9 protein-coding genes are annotated in these 13,994 nt (G+C 49.9%); 7 read left to right on the top strand and 2 right to left on the bottom strand.

All coding sequences use genetic code 11. The annotated features are described in order from the left end of the window. Positions 1-4 precede the first annotated feature (4 nt). The 7 genes from ACJJI8_RS18350 (at position 5) to ACJJI8_RS18320 (ending at position 12,179) form a co-directional block, all read left to right on the top strand. On the top strand, positions 5-1,105 hold the full coding sequence (locus ACJJI8_RS18350) for a saccharopine dehydrogenase NADP-binding domain-containing protein (RefSeq protein WP_444933286.1): 1,101 nt from the start codon (positions 5-7) through the stop codon (positions 1,103-1,105). Further along, entirely contained in the window at positions 1,102-2,253 is a 1,152-nt protein-coding gene (locus tag ACJJI8_RS18345) for a class I SAM-dependent methyltransferase (RefSeq protein WP_444933285.1), read from the top strand. The genes ACJJI8_RS18350 and ACJJI8_RS18345 overlap by 4 nt, the downstream gene beginning before the upstream one ends. Positions 2,254-2,262: 9 nt before the next feature. Then, the gene (locus ACJJI8_RS18340; RefSeq protein WP_444933284.1) at positions 2,263-4,536 is read left to right on the top strand and encodes a class I SAM-dependent methyltransferase; all 2,274 of its coding nucleotides are present in this window, start codon (positions 2,263-2,265) and stop codon (positions 4,534-4,536) included. Next, complete coding sequence (locus ACJJI8_RS18335) at positions 4,526-5,632, top strand: Gfo/Idh/MocA family oxidoreductase (RefSeq protein WP_444933283.1); 1,107 nt, start codon at positions 4,526-4,528, stop codon at positions 5,630-5,632. The genes ACJJI8_RS18340 and ACJJI8_RS18335 overlap by 11 nt, the downstream gene beginning before the upstream one ends. 76 nt (positions 5,633-5,708) lie before the next feature. Further along, positions 5,709-6,596: an ABC transporter ATP-binding protein gene (locus ACJJI8_RS18330; protein WP_444933282.1), complete on the top strand. Its 888-nt coding sequence runs from the start codon at positions 5,709-5,711 to the stop codon at positions 6,594-6,596. Then, the gene (locus tag ACJJI8_RS18325; RefSeq protein ID WP_444933281.1) at positions 6,593-10,003 is read left to right on the top strand and encodes an ABC transporter permease; all 3,411 of its coding nucleotides are present in this window, start codon (positions 6,593-6,595) and stop codon (positions 10,001-10,003) included. Before ACJJI8_RS18330 ends, ACJJI8_RS18325 begins: the two co-directional genes overlap by 4 nt. Before the next feature lie 31 nt (positions 10,004-10,034). Further along, positions 10,035-12,179 carry a TonB-dependent receptor gene (locus ACJJI8_RS18320; protein WP_444933280.1) on the top strand — a complete coding sequence of 715 codons (2,145 nt, stop codon included), beginning with the start codon at positions 10,035-10,037 and terminating at the stop codon, positions 12,177-12,179. 92 nt (positions 12,180-12,271) lie between these two features. Here ACJJI8_RS18320 and ACJJI8_RS18315 read toward each other — a convergent pair whose 3' ends face one another. Both ACJJI8_RS18315 and ACJJI8_RS18310 read right to left on the bottom strand, forming a co-directional pair. Next, positions 12,272-12,955, bottom strand: coding sequence for a VOC family protein (locus tag ACJJI8_RS18315; RefSeq protein WP_444933279.1), 684 nt, complete (start codon positions 12,953-12,955; stop codon positions 12,272-12,274). A 291-nt stretch (positions 12,956-13,246) separates the two neighbouring features. Next, positions 13,247-13,858 (bottom strand): hypothetical protein, encoded by a 612-nt coding sequence (locus tag ACJJI8_RS18310; RefSeq protein ID WP_444893936.1) that lies wholly within the window; start codon positions 13,856-13,858, stop codon positions 13,247-13,249. Between the last annotated feature and the right edge of the window lie 136 nt (positions 13,859-13,994).

The raw sequence follows: 13,994 nt of genomic DNA, 5'->3' as shown, positions 1-13,994 counted from the left end.
GCCTATGACAATTGCGATTTTAGGTGGTTATGGCGATGTGGGTGCAGCGGTTACCGGTTATTTACAGTCCCTCGAGTTGGGTGCTATGCGTATCGGTGGTCGCAACGCACATAAACAGCCGCTATCCAGTGATTCGGTAATTTCTTATCAGACGGTGGACTACCTGGATGCAGCCTCACTGGATCAGTTTGTATCTGGCTGCGAGGTTCTGATCAATTGTGCAGGACCTTCACATTTAATTGGCGACAGGGTTGCCAAAGCTGCGGCACAAGTGGGAGCAGCCTATATCGATGTTGCTGGCGATGAAGCCCTCTATGAGCAACTCGATGGATCCTATTACCAGAGCCATGGTCTGACCGCAGTTTTATCAGCCGGCTTACAGCCGGGGCTCAGTAGTCTGCTACCACGCTGGCTGGCAGAGCAGGAGTTTTCACAGGTAGAGAGCCTGATCAGCTATTTCGGCTTGCGCGATCGATTTACCGATGTCGCCGCCGATGATTATTTGCAAGGTGCCAATGAACAGCACAGTAAACCCTTGGCAGCCTGGCGCAATGGACGCCGGGTGAATGGAATATTGAAACGCCGTTCCGATGTCGAGCTGCCCTTTTTTCCTGAATCTACCACTGTGCTTCCGTATTTAAATAGCGAGGGCGAGCGCCTGGCTCAGGATTTATCCCTCTCTGATGGTGATTGGTATAACGCGGTTAGCGGCTCTTATATTTTATCCGCCTTTAATACTGCCCATGGTTTGAGCCGCGATGAAGCGCGTGCAGCCCTGTGTCGGGCTAGCGAATTGGATCTGGCGGGGCGCGATCCCTATGTGCTGATGCTTTTGCAACTTACCGGTAAATACAACGAGCAAGAGCGCACGCGCACAGCCGCGTTGCGGGGCACTGGCAATGCAGATCTAACAGCAGCGGTAGCCGCAGTCACCACTATGGCTGTACTTCGCGATGAAATCCCACCGGGTTGTCATTACTGCGCCCAAGTATTGCCGCCGGCATTGGCGATGGAACGCATGTCGAAGATTGGGGCATTGAGTTTTTTAACCACCCTGGAAACAAGTATTGAAGATATGGTGTGCCTTGAGGAGGGAGCCATTTGAAAAACCTAACACCTCCACCCGCCGATATCGCCCATGAGGCTGGGCTGGCAGCTTTACCCGCTGAGCTTGCTACAGACAGTGGTTTGGCAAAACTGCCGGCTGCAATGCAGAGGCTTGAGTTTATCAGCCTGCGGGCGATTATGGAGTTATTTTCCTCCAGCGGAGTGCTGACTCCAGAGAGTGTTGGGCGCGGCAGTGAGGAAATTATTAATACGCTAGGTACCGCCTGCCGACACCATTGGCTGGTTCGCCGCTGGCTGGTGGCCTTGGTTGAACGAGAGTTTTTGAGGCTCAGTAATGGCAACTACTCCTGGGAGCAAATTCCTGAGAGTGCAGTTGGAGCAGATAAATTACCGGAGGCCTACGGTGCGCTGGGATTCCCCCCTGAAATGGCCGAGTCACACCAAAAGCTCCTGAGGCATTTGTCTGAATTGGTGCGGGATCAAGTCTCCATTAATCAACTGCTGTTTGAGAATGGAGAAATACTAACGGCACTGGCTGCCTACCAGAACAACTGGTTTACGACGTATCTCAATTATGCCGCAGCGTACATCATAAAACAGGCTGTCAAGCCTGGGCCTATGCTCAGGGTGCTTGAATTGGGGGGAGGTGCAGGCCTAACCACTTCGGCAATTTTAGATACTTTAGCCGGAAGGCCGGTTAATTATCGCTTTACCGATGTATCGCCAGTATTTACCAATGCTGCACAGAAAAAATTTCGCAATCACATCGGTTTGCGTTGCAGCCTGCTCAATATCAATGTCGATTTTTCTGCGCAGTCAATTGCGCCGGCAAGTACCGATATCGTTGTGGCTGGCAATGTTTTGCACAACGCTGCTCATATTGGCCAAATGCTAAAGCGTATTCGCAGGTCGCTTGTCCCTGGTGGCTGGCTATTGTTTAGCGAATCCACTCGGGATAACCACGCCATGTTAACGGCTATGCAGTTTCTGCTTTCCCCTGCTGAATCCGGGACTCTTTTGGGCAGTGAAGATCGGCGAGGGGGCTCGGATCAGGTATTTATCGATAGCGCAGCCTGGCAGGAAGAGCTGGTAAGCGCAGGCTTTGAGATTAAGTACTTCCTGGCACCCTCGACATCGCCGCTATCAGTAGCCGGCCAAACCTTATTTGTTGCAAGGGCGGTTTAAGGGACTGTGATGAAAATAGAAGCAATAGCAGCAAATATTTTAAGTGGTTTGGAACAGTTGGGTGAAGATTCCGCATTATCACTTGAAGGCTGTGACTGGAGTGGCAGTCAGGTGCTGACTTGGACTGGTTCCGTGGTTGCAAAGCTCAGTGAGCAGCTTGCAGAACAGGGCTCACAGCGAGGCAAAACACTACTCTGGCAAGCTGATAATTCTGGGAATGGATTGCCTCTGCTGATGCACTTGGTGGCACTAAGGCTGGGCATCGGGTTTGAACTTGTGCCTGAGGCGAACCCAGAGAAGGATTGCTTGACCTTAGAGGTACAAATCCCGAATGCGTTAGAAGGCCATCGAGGTGAGTTTTCGGTATTGCTGGCAGAAAACACCACCGTGGAGACAAACCTTACCTTACTCGAAGCGCAGCAAGAAGCTTTGGGGCCTATTCAGGGAAAGGTCGCCGTATTTTCTCCGCTTAATGAATTTGCTCGCTTTGGTATTTTCGCAGCATGGAGTTGTGGGCTACCTGTGCGATTGCAGGACCCCGCTATCAACCCAGCTAAAGCGCTGGTTGCTCTGGAGCGTTCAGGGTTTTCCGGAGTGGTATTGACGGCAACTTTGCTAAAAGGCTTGGTCGCACACCCGGCATTAGCCCTGACCAATCTCAAAAGCCTGCAATGCCTTTTGTATGAAACCGATGTCTTGCTATCACAATCTCTGTTGCAAGATATTCAACGCTTATTGGCAAACGATATTTCCGGTTGGGTCTGTACCGATAAAGGTATAGAACCTGTTGCAAAGGCCCAGCAAGCCCAGACCCAAAAGCTTGCGACTCTTGTTGAAAGTGTTGCGAAACACCCTGCGGTCGCCAGCTCCGTGACAATTCCCCTTGCTGGAGAGAATCGCTGGGCGGTCTTTGCGCAGCCCAAAATGCAGGCAGAGGCCAGTAACCTTGATATGGCAGGGTTGTTCGAGCGAATTAATACCGAGCTGGATGCAGAATTTGCCCATATTGATTTGGAACATGCGGTAAAGGTAACGGAACAACTTAACGCTACTGCTTTGCTATCCATGCTGAATGCTTTCAGCCACCTGGGATTGTTTTGCGATCGACATTCAGTACACAGCTTAGCGGAAATACTTGAAGCCCCTCCGGTGGCTCAGCAGCACCGAGCTTTGATCAAGCGCTGGATCAAGGTTTTGCAGGAGCAGCAGTTACTTCGTACTGATGGCGAGTATTGGTCGCTTGAGGTAGATCCAGACAGCTACAGTGATGCTGCCCTGGCTCTAGCATGGACTCGGCTGGAACAGGAATGGCGGATGCTGTCTGGAGCCAGTAAAACGATCAATTACGCCCGCGCTAACGCGGAACAATTACCGGATCTGATTCGGGGCAAAGTCCAGGCTGTGCACCTGCTGTTCCCCCGTGGTAGCACTGAGTTGGCGAGTGCGCTTTACCGGGAGGGTATAGCGGCCAGGTACCAGCAGCATTCAGTAAGAGCTTTATTGAAGTCCATCTTAAATAACTGGGAAGGGCAGCAACAGACTCTGAAAATACTGGAAGTTGGCGCTGGCACTGGGTCGACTACCCAGGCTCTACTGCCAGTGTTGGACGGTGTCAGTGGCCATATCAACTTTGAATACCAGTTTACGGATATCTCTGCGGCTTTTCTCGATAGCTTTTTCGCAAAACATGGGGATCAGGAGCAGCGCCCCTGGTTGCACCGTGGATTGTTTGATATTGATCGTTCACCGCGCAGCCAGGGATTTTCCCCCAATAGCTTCGATGTAATTATTGCCGGCGGTGTTTTTAACGCCGCCCGCGACACAGATGCATCATTGCGCAGGGCAGCCGAGTTATTGCGCCCTGGTGGTTGGTTCATTATGACGGAGCCAACCAGTGAGGAGTTTTGGGTAATGGCATCACAGGCGTTTATGTTGGTGGATGCCGTCGATGAGCGCATAGATACCGGTGCAACCTTCCTGTCACTTTCCCAGTGGCACAACGCCATGGATGCCGCCGGCTTACAGCTGGTCATGGATTTTCCTGTCTCCGAACACCCTTTGTCCAGGCAGGGGCACCGCTTCTTTGCCTGTAGAGCCAAGCAACATCAAATGCGACTGTCAGCAGATTGCCTGGCCGAATATCTCGATCACTTTAAGTCAGAAATTTATATCGAAGTTTTGGACAAATTGCCTTTGACTCTTGAGGGGCAGATAGATAAGGACCAATTAGAGAAATGGGCCGTGTCCATGGCTGAAAACCGAGGAGAGTCAAATGGGAATTGATAACCGCAAGCGGGTTGTCGTTGCAGGGACAGGTTTTGGTCGTATTTATCTCGAAGCCCTGACATCGTCCAGATTACCCGGCCGAGAATATTTTGAACTCTCTGGATTATTGGCTCGTGGCAGTGATTATTCCAGGAGCTGTGCCGAGCAATATGGAGTACCGCTCTATACCGAGGCAGAGCAGGTCCCCGATGATATCGATATTGTGTGTGTTGTTGTGCGTTCTGGTGCAACCGGGGGCGAGGGTTCTGAAATAGCACAATCGTTTCTTAAACGAGGCATTCATGTATTGCAGGAGCATCCGGTCCACACCAAGGAAATTACCGCCAACCTGCTAGCTGCAAAGCAGGGAAATTCGGCCTATGCCGTTAACACCCTCTACCCCAATTTGCGCCCCACCAGGCAGTTCCTGGCTGCGGCAGAATACTTGCGTCGGCACCAGCGCCTGGAAATGATCGATGCTATTTGCAACAGCCAGATGGCCTATCCGCTATTGGATGTTATTGGTCGTGCAGTGGGCGGGCTTCGCCCCTGGTCTTATAGCGAGCCGGTGCAACCAGAGGGCCATCCTTTTCAAAGTCTGTCGGCTACCTTTGGTGGTGTGCCCATGACTTTGCGTATTCAGAATCAGGTTCATCCACAGGACCCTGATAATCATTCCCTACTATTACATCGGCTTGCTATAGGTGGCGAGGCTGGGGTTTTGACTTTGACTGATACTCACGGCCCCGTGCTCTGGAATCCCAGGTTGCATTCACCAAGGGACCAAACCGGCCGGCTTATTTTAAAGGGTGAGGGTACAGAGCGGCTAGCCGTTCCCAGCATGGTTACCCTGGGCGATACGGAAATGCGTAGTTACCACGATATTTTTGCCCTCACTTGGCCGGAGGCGGTTATTGAGGCTCTGCACTCCCTTTGTACTGATATCGCACAACCCGAGAAGCGCAAGCAAAGTGGTCAATGGGCATTGAGTGTCTCAATGGCGTGGAGTGATTTAACGGCCCGAATCGGTATGCCGACTTTGATCCAGCCAGGGGAACCGGAGCCGGTATCAGTTCAGGCACTCGCGGATATTGTCGGTCAGGCTTGCGACTAGAGTTTTAAGAAAACACGAACAGCACAAAAAAAGTGATTACGGAATTTTTACTTATAAAACGGGGTTAGGAGGAGAGATGCAAAATCAATCAGGGTTGATCATCGAAGGGCTCTTTAAGACATATAAAAATGGGGTGAAGGCGTTAAACGGCGTTAACTTGGAAGTTGGCCCCGGCATGTACGGATTACTTGGGCCTAATGGTGCCGGGAAAAGTAGTTTGATGCGTACCTTGGCTACCCTGCAAACCCCGGACAGTGGTCGGATCATGCTGGATGGTGTGGATGTGCTGGCAAAGCCGGACTTTATGCGCAGTAAACTGGGCTATTTGCCGCAACATATCGGCGGCTATCCTGGAATTGCAGCGCGGTCATTACTGGAGCGTTTTGCCTGGCTCAAAGGCTTCACCGAAACAAGCGCAAGACGCCGTGAAGTGGATAGGCTATTGGAGCAGGTCAATTTGGCCGATGTAGCCGATCGAGCCGTATCAACCTATTCCGGCGGTATGCTGCGTCGTTTTGGTATTGCCATTGCATTGATTGGCGAGCCGCGCCTGATCATCGTTGACGAGCCAACCGCTGGCCTGGACCCGGCTGAACGCAATCGCTTTCACTGTGTTTTGGCGGATGTCGCGGCGGATGCCATTGTATTGCTCTCTACTCATATTGTTGAAGATATCGAAAACCTGTGCCAGCGCCTGGCCATATTGGCCTCTGGGCGTATTGTTGTTGAGGGCACAGCCCCGGAGGTCACAGACCCTCATATAGGCAAGATGTGGCAAGCACTGATTCCCCGTGGCGAATCACTTCCCGCATCCCTGCACAATATTGCCAGACCCGATGGTACCCAGGTAATCGTTCACGGGGAAAAACCCGCAGACTCTCGTTTTACTGCCCACACGCCTCGCCTGGAAGATATTTATCATCTGGCTATTGAGCAGGTAAAAGACCAGCGGGAGGCTGCATGAACAAGCTGGCGCTTATTGCCCATGAGGCAAAGCTGGAAATAAGGGCCGGTTTTAGCAGCGGCATTGTGGCTTTGGCCTTTTGGGGCCTGGTGATGTACCTGCTATTGAATCTGGTGAATGCAGACTATATGCAAAAAATGGGGGCTACAGATATCCCCCGGAACTCCCCATCGCTCATTTACCTGATGGGTGCGGGATGTATGTTCTTTCAGTTTTTTGCCTGGGCCTGGGTTTTCTCGCAGCCTATTTTGCGGGACCGCAAAGCCAGTCTGCATGAAGTGATCTATACAACACCGAATTCCCTGAGCGTAATGCTTTGGGGGCGGTTTCTTGGCGCTGCGGTAATAGGAGCCATATTAAGTGCATCTGCGCTGGTAGGGTTTTTGGTCTCGCCGGTATTGGTGTGGATGGGCTTGCTTCCCGAAACAGCGATTGGCCCAGCGCCCTGGAAAGCCCTTGGATTTGCATGGATCTGGTTACAGATTCCCGCGAGCATCGGTATTGGCGCTCTGTATTTTGTCGCTACGCTGCGAACCCGCAGCCTGGCCGGTCCTTTTGGACTCGCAGCGGCTTTAATGATGTTGTGGATGTTTGCTGTGATCGTTCTTCGGGGTGGCAATATTAATCCGCAGCTGGCTGCGGTAATGGACCCCTCGCTATTTACTTTCGTTTATACGGAGGTTACTTCCTGGACACCTCTGCAAAAATCAACCTCGCTATTGCCGTTTACTTTGGGTTCGGTACTGAATCGAATTCTATGGTGTCTTGTTCCTTTGCTTGCCTTGGCGGCTTGCCTGAAATACTTGCGAAGGGAAACACTGGTACTGGAAGGGGCTGCCAAACCTGCCCGGACGAAGGCCGCTAAAAAGGCAGCCACTCGCAAGGTTAAAGATTTCTCTTCATCTAAGCCCGATACCGCATCGGTTGGCCGCTCCCTGCGTCAACTCATGCTGGAAGCCCGCTGGAGATTATTTCACGTATGGAGTAGTCGCGCTTGGTGGGTCGGTGTTGCGGTCCTGGTAATAATGGGGGTGGCTAGCTCGTTTACCCAGATCATCTGGCACGCTGAAGGGCCTATGGCACCGCGCTTGGAAATGCTATTGCCGCTTCTCAAGGATGTTATTTTCCTGGTTATTGCTTTTGTAATCGCCGCATTGACTGGCTTGGTGTGCCGCAGGGATCAGGTGCCCGGGTTTGACGACATGCTGTCTGCAACCCCCGCGCCCGACTACACACGATTATTTGGCGTTGCCCTTACCGTATTCGCCATGACGGTGCTGTTGGCCCTGTTGCCGGGTCTATCGGGCATTATTGCTGTGCTTCTCACCGCTCCGGCATCTGTCGATATCGTACAGGCGTTCACTTATCAATTGCTGATAGTGACAGCTCCTTTATTGGAGTTGTCGATGATGGTGCTTTTGGTGCATGCATTGTTCCGCCATGCGGGCTTTGCCTATTCCATGTCAATGTTTGTGACCTTTATTCTGGTCCTCAATCATGAGCTGGAGCTGGTGCATTACCCGCCCTATGAAGTGGGTATCACTGCTCATATTCAACTGTCAGCACTCAGTGGTTGGGAACCCTGGATCGATTATTTATTGGCCTTGGATGGATTTAAAGTTGCGCTTGCCCTATTGATGATCGGCCTGGCTGCTCTTTTGATTCCCCGTGGACTGGATAGCCGCATGTCTCAGGGTTTTGCCCTGATACGTTCACGTCTTATGGCCCCTCAGGGCGCCCTGGTGGCTTGTTCCGCTTTATTTCTTCTCGGTCTCGGTTCTGTATTGGGAGATAGGCTGGTAGTGCAGGGCGGGTATCAATCACCAGAGCAACTCAAACAAGAAGATGCCCTCTGGGAATCTTATTGGCTGCCGAAAGCGAGTGGGTTTGAGGTGTCCGGTGGTGAATTGAATATCAATATCAACCCGGATAACCAAACAGTAGAAGGTGAGTGGTTATTGCATAAAGTTCATGTCGAAGGGCAGGGCTTGCAGTTTGAATTACCCCACGGATTTGTATTGGTTAAGGCCTTAGTGGGCGGGCGTGAAGTCACACCGGATCAACGTTACGACCATATGTCGCTGCCAATATCAGGCTGCTCTGAACAGAGTTGTAACATCAAACTGTTGTGGCAAATGACGGCGCCGGGGTGGTCCGCAGAGGGAGAGCCCTCAGGGCTGACTGCCAGTGGAGTCTGGTTACAAGCGAGCGATATTGTTCCGCGTATCGGTGTTGACCCCGAGCGTATCTTGCGTGTGTCAGCGGAACGTGAAGCGCTGGGCTTGAACCCTGAGTTCAGCCTGCCGGCTTCACAACTGGCCACAACCCTTGAGGGCGCGGCCCCATCGGGGGACTGGCGTTGGCAGATCCAAATCCAAAGGGATGATAAAAATGTCTTTAGTGAGCAGGGGAGCACTCATGGCCCCTTGGATTTCTCCATTCAATGGGCACCCAATACGAAACTAGCGGTATTCGATGGGTTTGATGTTTCCCATGATTCCGATCGCTCAAATATGGTTTCCGCCATTGCTAAAGACGTTGGGCAGATGCAGGCCTGCGTGAGCCAGCGGCTGGGTACTGATATCGAAATTAAACGGATTGCCCAATGGCCAAGAGGACTTGGAGAGACACGGGCCAGCGGTAATTTGCTGCAACTGTCCGAGGGGCCTCATTGGGATATCGCCGATGAAGGTACAGGGCGCTGGCTGCGACGGGTCGATATCGCCCGAGCCTTGGCCCGCCAGCATTTACTGGAAAGTTCGGACTTACGACGTATTGCCGGCTCCGCGTGGCTCCGCGATGGAGTTTCTGGAGCGATTGGCCTGCTTTGTGTAGCGGAAATCGACGGCATTGAAGTGCTTGATGATGTGCTGGTTCGATACTCCGATAAGACGACCAGAGACTTGGCTGGCAGTGAGGTACCCGTTGAGCGCTTAAGCACCGCACCGATTTCCGGTTGGACTCGCTACTACGCGCCGGTGGCTGCACTGGACTGGACGCTTCTGCAATCTCCTGAGTCCCTGTCCGCGTTACTCGATGACATCAAGCAGCAGAAGAATATTGAAAATGTACTGAGCGCTTATGTCGGTGAGACACGGACACAAAATATGCTCGGGGCTCCTCTGTCATCAGCTCTGACGGTCGAGTACCTGGAGTCCGGTCAAATACGCCTGGACGGACAGCGTTGGCGCTGGGAGAAGGGTGGATGGCAACCGGTCGCACAAACGGCCAGCTACCGTTTGCTAGCCGATATCAATGAGTTGGATTCTGAGGTCATCAATGGAAAAACGCTGATTGAGCGTCTGCCCTCGGAGAAAGTTCTAGCGCTGGATATCTGGCCTTCCTATCAGCGGGACCCTGCACAGAATTTACTGGCTGAGAGTTCTGAAGTATCGAATATCAATTAATAGCCTAAGTAATAGAAAGGAAATTCAATTTATGCTCAGCTTAAACCTAGATAAGAAAGTACTTGCGAAACAAATTTCGCTAATATCGGCAAGTCTGTTATACGCTTCCGGAGCCTACTCTACGGCGGAAGGAGCGGAAAAGGAGAGTTCTTCCGAAATAGAAATGGAAGTCGTTGAAGTTACTGCCCGGCTTACAAAAGAGAAAGCCAAGGATGTTCCCTTCAGCTTGAGTGTTGTTAGCGAAGAGGATTTGAAAAACCGATTGCTGCTCAATTTTGAAGATGCATTACGCAGTGCACCTGGAGTAGATGTTTATTCTTCCAGTGGTGCGGTGGATGCAAATATCCGTATTCGCGGGGTTGGTTCACTGACTCAGGTAAATAAGGATGATGGCTCCGTTGTAGTGAACCTTGATGGCGTATCTATGCCTGCGGGAAATGTGTCCCTTGGGACCCTTGATATCGAAAGACTGGAAATATTAAAGGGTTCTCAAGGGACCTTATTCGGGCGCAACAGTGAAGCTGGCGCTATTAATATTACCACTAACAAGCCAACCGAAGAGTTTGAAGCTTACGGACGTGTAGAGCTCGGAGAGGATAACCAGAGTTTATATCAAACGGTTATCAGCGGCCCATTCTCTGAATCACTCCGTGGCCGAGTAGCCATCCGACATATCAGTGAGGACCATTGGGTTGAGAATACGACTAACGGCGATCCAATGACTGAACCCAAAGACCTGGCTTTCAGAGGTAGCCTGGAATGGGATTTAGGTGCGAAAACATCAGCCTTATTTATTGCTGAGAAGCAACAACAGGAAGGCTTTCTAAACCTTCAGTTATTACAACCTTTCGGTGATGACCCTGGCAGTGAACACACACCAGGAGCTTTTGACGATAATGAAAAAACCGTTGAGCGATTTTCCACTGAAATCAATCACCAATGGGCTAATACTCAACTGACTTCTATCACTGCATTGGTCAACACGGATTTTAGTTACCTAACCGGTTTTGACCAAGAGACTGCCCAAGCAGTGTTCAATTTCCCAATGGAGTATCTTCGTGGCGATAGCCAGGACGAGCAGACCATCAGCCAGGATCTACGCTTGTCCTCATTGCCTGAGGCATCTACATTCTGGGTGATTGGACTCAATCTACAAGAAGGTGAAAGAAGTTTTGACTCAATTGATTTGGTGTCCTTCGCCAATCAATACCGGGATTACGATACTGATAGCCAGGCTATTTACGGTGAGACTACATTACCTGTAACTGACTCCCTGAATTTTACAGCTGGATTACGTTACACCCAAGAGAGTAAGTTGTACGCCGGTGAGTATTCCAGCTACGGTACGGATGGCAATCTCTACGTTTCTCAAGATCAAAGAGATTTGGACGATAGTTATACAACTGGCCGATTGGCTCTTGGTTATTCGCTGTCCAATTCTACAAATATCTATGCAGTTGCCGCACGAGGCTATAAATCCGGTGGGTTCAATGACTTTGCTTTGCAGTCTGCCGATAGCGTTGCTTACAAGCCCGCAACTGTCGACACCTTCGAGCTAGGCATTAAAAATGAGTCAGACAGTCTGAATATCAGTGGTGCTGTATTCTTTAGCTCAGTGGAAGATGATCATTTGTTAGGCTTTGATTTTGCTTCCTATTCCTCTGCTGCAGTAAATGCAGATACGGAGACATTTGGTGCAGAGCTTGAGGCCGATTGGTTTATTACCGAGCAGTTTAGTATTGCCGGTGGCTTGAGCTTCCTGGATACGGAAATTACAAAAGATGTGTATGGTGTTTCCGGCGGTGACGTTTTGGCGGGTAATGAAGTGCCTGACGTACCCAGCTGGAGTGCTAGCCTGGCATTGAATTACTACCAGCCTCTGCCAGACTTTATGGGGTTAAGCGCACCGGCTCTCAATACTAACCTGACTGTACGCCATGTAGATGAGCGCCCGGCAGATGCACAAAACCACTTTAACCTGGATGCTTACAGCAAGGTGGACCTTCGTGTAGCACTGCAAACGGACTCTATGGAGCTTTATCTGTTTGCTGACAATCTGCTTGATGAGCAGTATCAGTTATATGGCTACACCAATGCGATATTTGCCCCTGATGCCAGAATAGGGGCGCCGGCAAAAGGACGTCGTGCGGGAGTTGGAGTTCTATACCGTCTGTAATGAGATTTCGACAGTTTAGTTAACGACTGTTTTATCTATCTGAGTGGATCAATCTCTGTAGAGATTGATCCACTAAATAGCTCACAGGCTCCTTAGCTTGCTGGGTTGATTGTACTCCCATGCAATAGAGTCGGGTCTAAATTTTCTCTCAGTCCACTAACCTCTATACCCGTAACTTTGGTTGTAGGCCCGGGTTTGATATTAAATGTGGAATCTTTATCGATTAAACGTTGTACAGTTTTCCAGTCCTGTTCACTGACTTCCATGTGCACTTTACTCAGGCCAGTAGCACCATTTTTATGGTTTGTTTCTTGAGGGTACTGAGGTGGGTTATATGGACTTACAATAAATGGCAGTCGCTCAGAGCGAGGATAAAAAAAGCGGAAGCTGGTTTTTTGTCCGTTTGGCTTGGTTCGTTGCCAGGGAATCACTCGCCCGGTTTGAACACCCTCACGCTTCATCGCTGAAAGATCATTATCAAAATCGTCACTGACTAAGGCAACATCACAAAAACCTTCCCCTTCTTGCGACCAACGTATCATCCTACGTCCTGCGCCCCGGCCGGCAAAGAGATCAATAATCCATTTGAAGTATTGAGCATTGGATGGTGATGTCAATAACTCAATAATAGCCCCTTCACTAAACCAAATATGGGCGTGCTGGGCGTTCTTTTCTTTTGTGGCGTAATCCACAGAAAAACCGAGCTGACGAAAATCTTGTACAGCTTGATGAATATCCTCCACCCAGAGTAAAACGTGGCTACAGCGTGTTCTCATAAGAGTGCCTTTTGTCTAAAATAGTGTTGTTTGTTTGGTTTTTATTTTTTAGGCGGCAGTTGTTAGTTAATCATTTCTTGTGGTTGATTTAACCATACCAGAAATTACGATAAGGGTGATTTAACTTTTGCCGAAATTTTAATAATTATGAAAGTAATATAATCTACTTGGTGATTCTTTCAGAAATTGTATGGGCCGCTAAACAGTGTAGGGATCAACGGCCCGTACTGCGAATCGGGTATCTATTTCTAAAAAACACAAAAGATTGGTGTGACTTGGATCGGGCAGAAATTATTCTGAAACCTCAGGTTTCATCCCCACGCAATATTTGGCGGGAACCTCATCTAAGCTAAATGCCTTCATCAGTTTTCTGCTTGCTCCCACATAGGACTCTGCCGTTGCACCTGACCAGTAACCCGTATCACAACTCAGGGAAACACAATCGCCTCCAAAAGTTACAAAAGACTTATCCCGTACAATCTTGCATGTGCATATGGCTTTAAGTGGATTCATCGGGTCGACAATGCAGGGTTGATCCAGGCAATCAGTCCACGGTTTACCTTCGGGGCAGGAAAGTACAGGCTTGGTGGAAGCCTGCGCGAAAGAAAATGTCGATAAGGCTTTTTTGACGTCGTTTGAGTCAGTCTCAGGAGTCCGGTTTTTACATTCAGAAAACCCGAAGTTCAACCCCTTATTAACGTCACATCTGCAAATTGCATTTGAATCTGGATTACTGGGATCTGGAATGCATGGGGCAGATGTGCATAGAACATACTCATTATTACAAATGATGCCCTCACTATTCTTGATTGAGTTATGACTATTCTCTTCTGCTGCCGTTTTAGCTCCCATAAAAGCAAGGGAAATCAAAATTATTGTGAATAGAAGTGACAGTTTCATCATGAGCAGCTCTTTAATACGTTAATCGCCAAAATAGAATGTAAGCTGATATTTCTCAGATGAAGACGATTGAAGTGTCGTTTTTTCGATTGGACTTGACTTCATCCCCCTCGATATCTCATGGACTATCAGCCCGTTT

The sequence above is a fragment of the Microbulbifer maximicatervae (SeqCode) genome, from assembly GCF_052467695.1.
Note: the sequence above shows the minus strand (reverse complement) of the source record. Positions and strands in the feature narration are given on the sequence as shown.

Excerpts from the sequence above, each read along its gene's own strand:
- ACJJI8_RS18315 (WP_444933279.1), bottom strand. The coding sequence starts at position 12,955 with ATGAGAACACGCTGTAGCCACGTTTTACTCTGGGTGGAGGATATTCAT.
- ACJJI8_RS18310 (WP_444893936.1), bottom strand. The coding sequence starts at position 13,858 with ATGATGAAACTGTCACTTCTATTCACAATAATTTTGATTTCCCTTGCT.
- ACJJI8_RS18325 (WP_444933281.1), top strand. The coding sequence starts at position 6,593 with ATGAACAAGCTGGCGCTTATTGCCCATGAGGCAAAGCTGGAAATAAGG.
- ACJJI8_RS18330 (WP_444933282.1), top strand. The coding sequence starts at position 5,709 with ATGCAAAATCAATCAGGGTTGATCATCGAAGGGCTCTTTAAGACATAT.
- ACJJI8_RS18340 (WP_444933284.1), top strand. The coding sequence starts at position 2,263 with ATGAAAATAGAAGCAATAGCAGCAAATATTTTAAGTGGTTTGGAACAG.
- ACJJI8_RS18350 (WP_444933286.1), top strand. The coding sequence starts at position 5 with ATGACAATTGCGATTTTAGGTGGTTATGGCGATGTGGGTGCAGCGGTT.
- ACJJI8_RS18335 (WP_444933283.1), top strand. The coding sequence starts at position 4,526 with ATGGGAATTGATAACCGCAAGCGGGTTGTCGTTGCAGGGACAGGTTTT.
- ACJJI8_RS18320 (WP_444933280.1), top strand. The coding sequence starts at position 10,035 with ATGCTCAGCTTAAACCTAGATAAGAAAGTACTTGCGAAACAAATTTCG.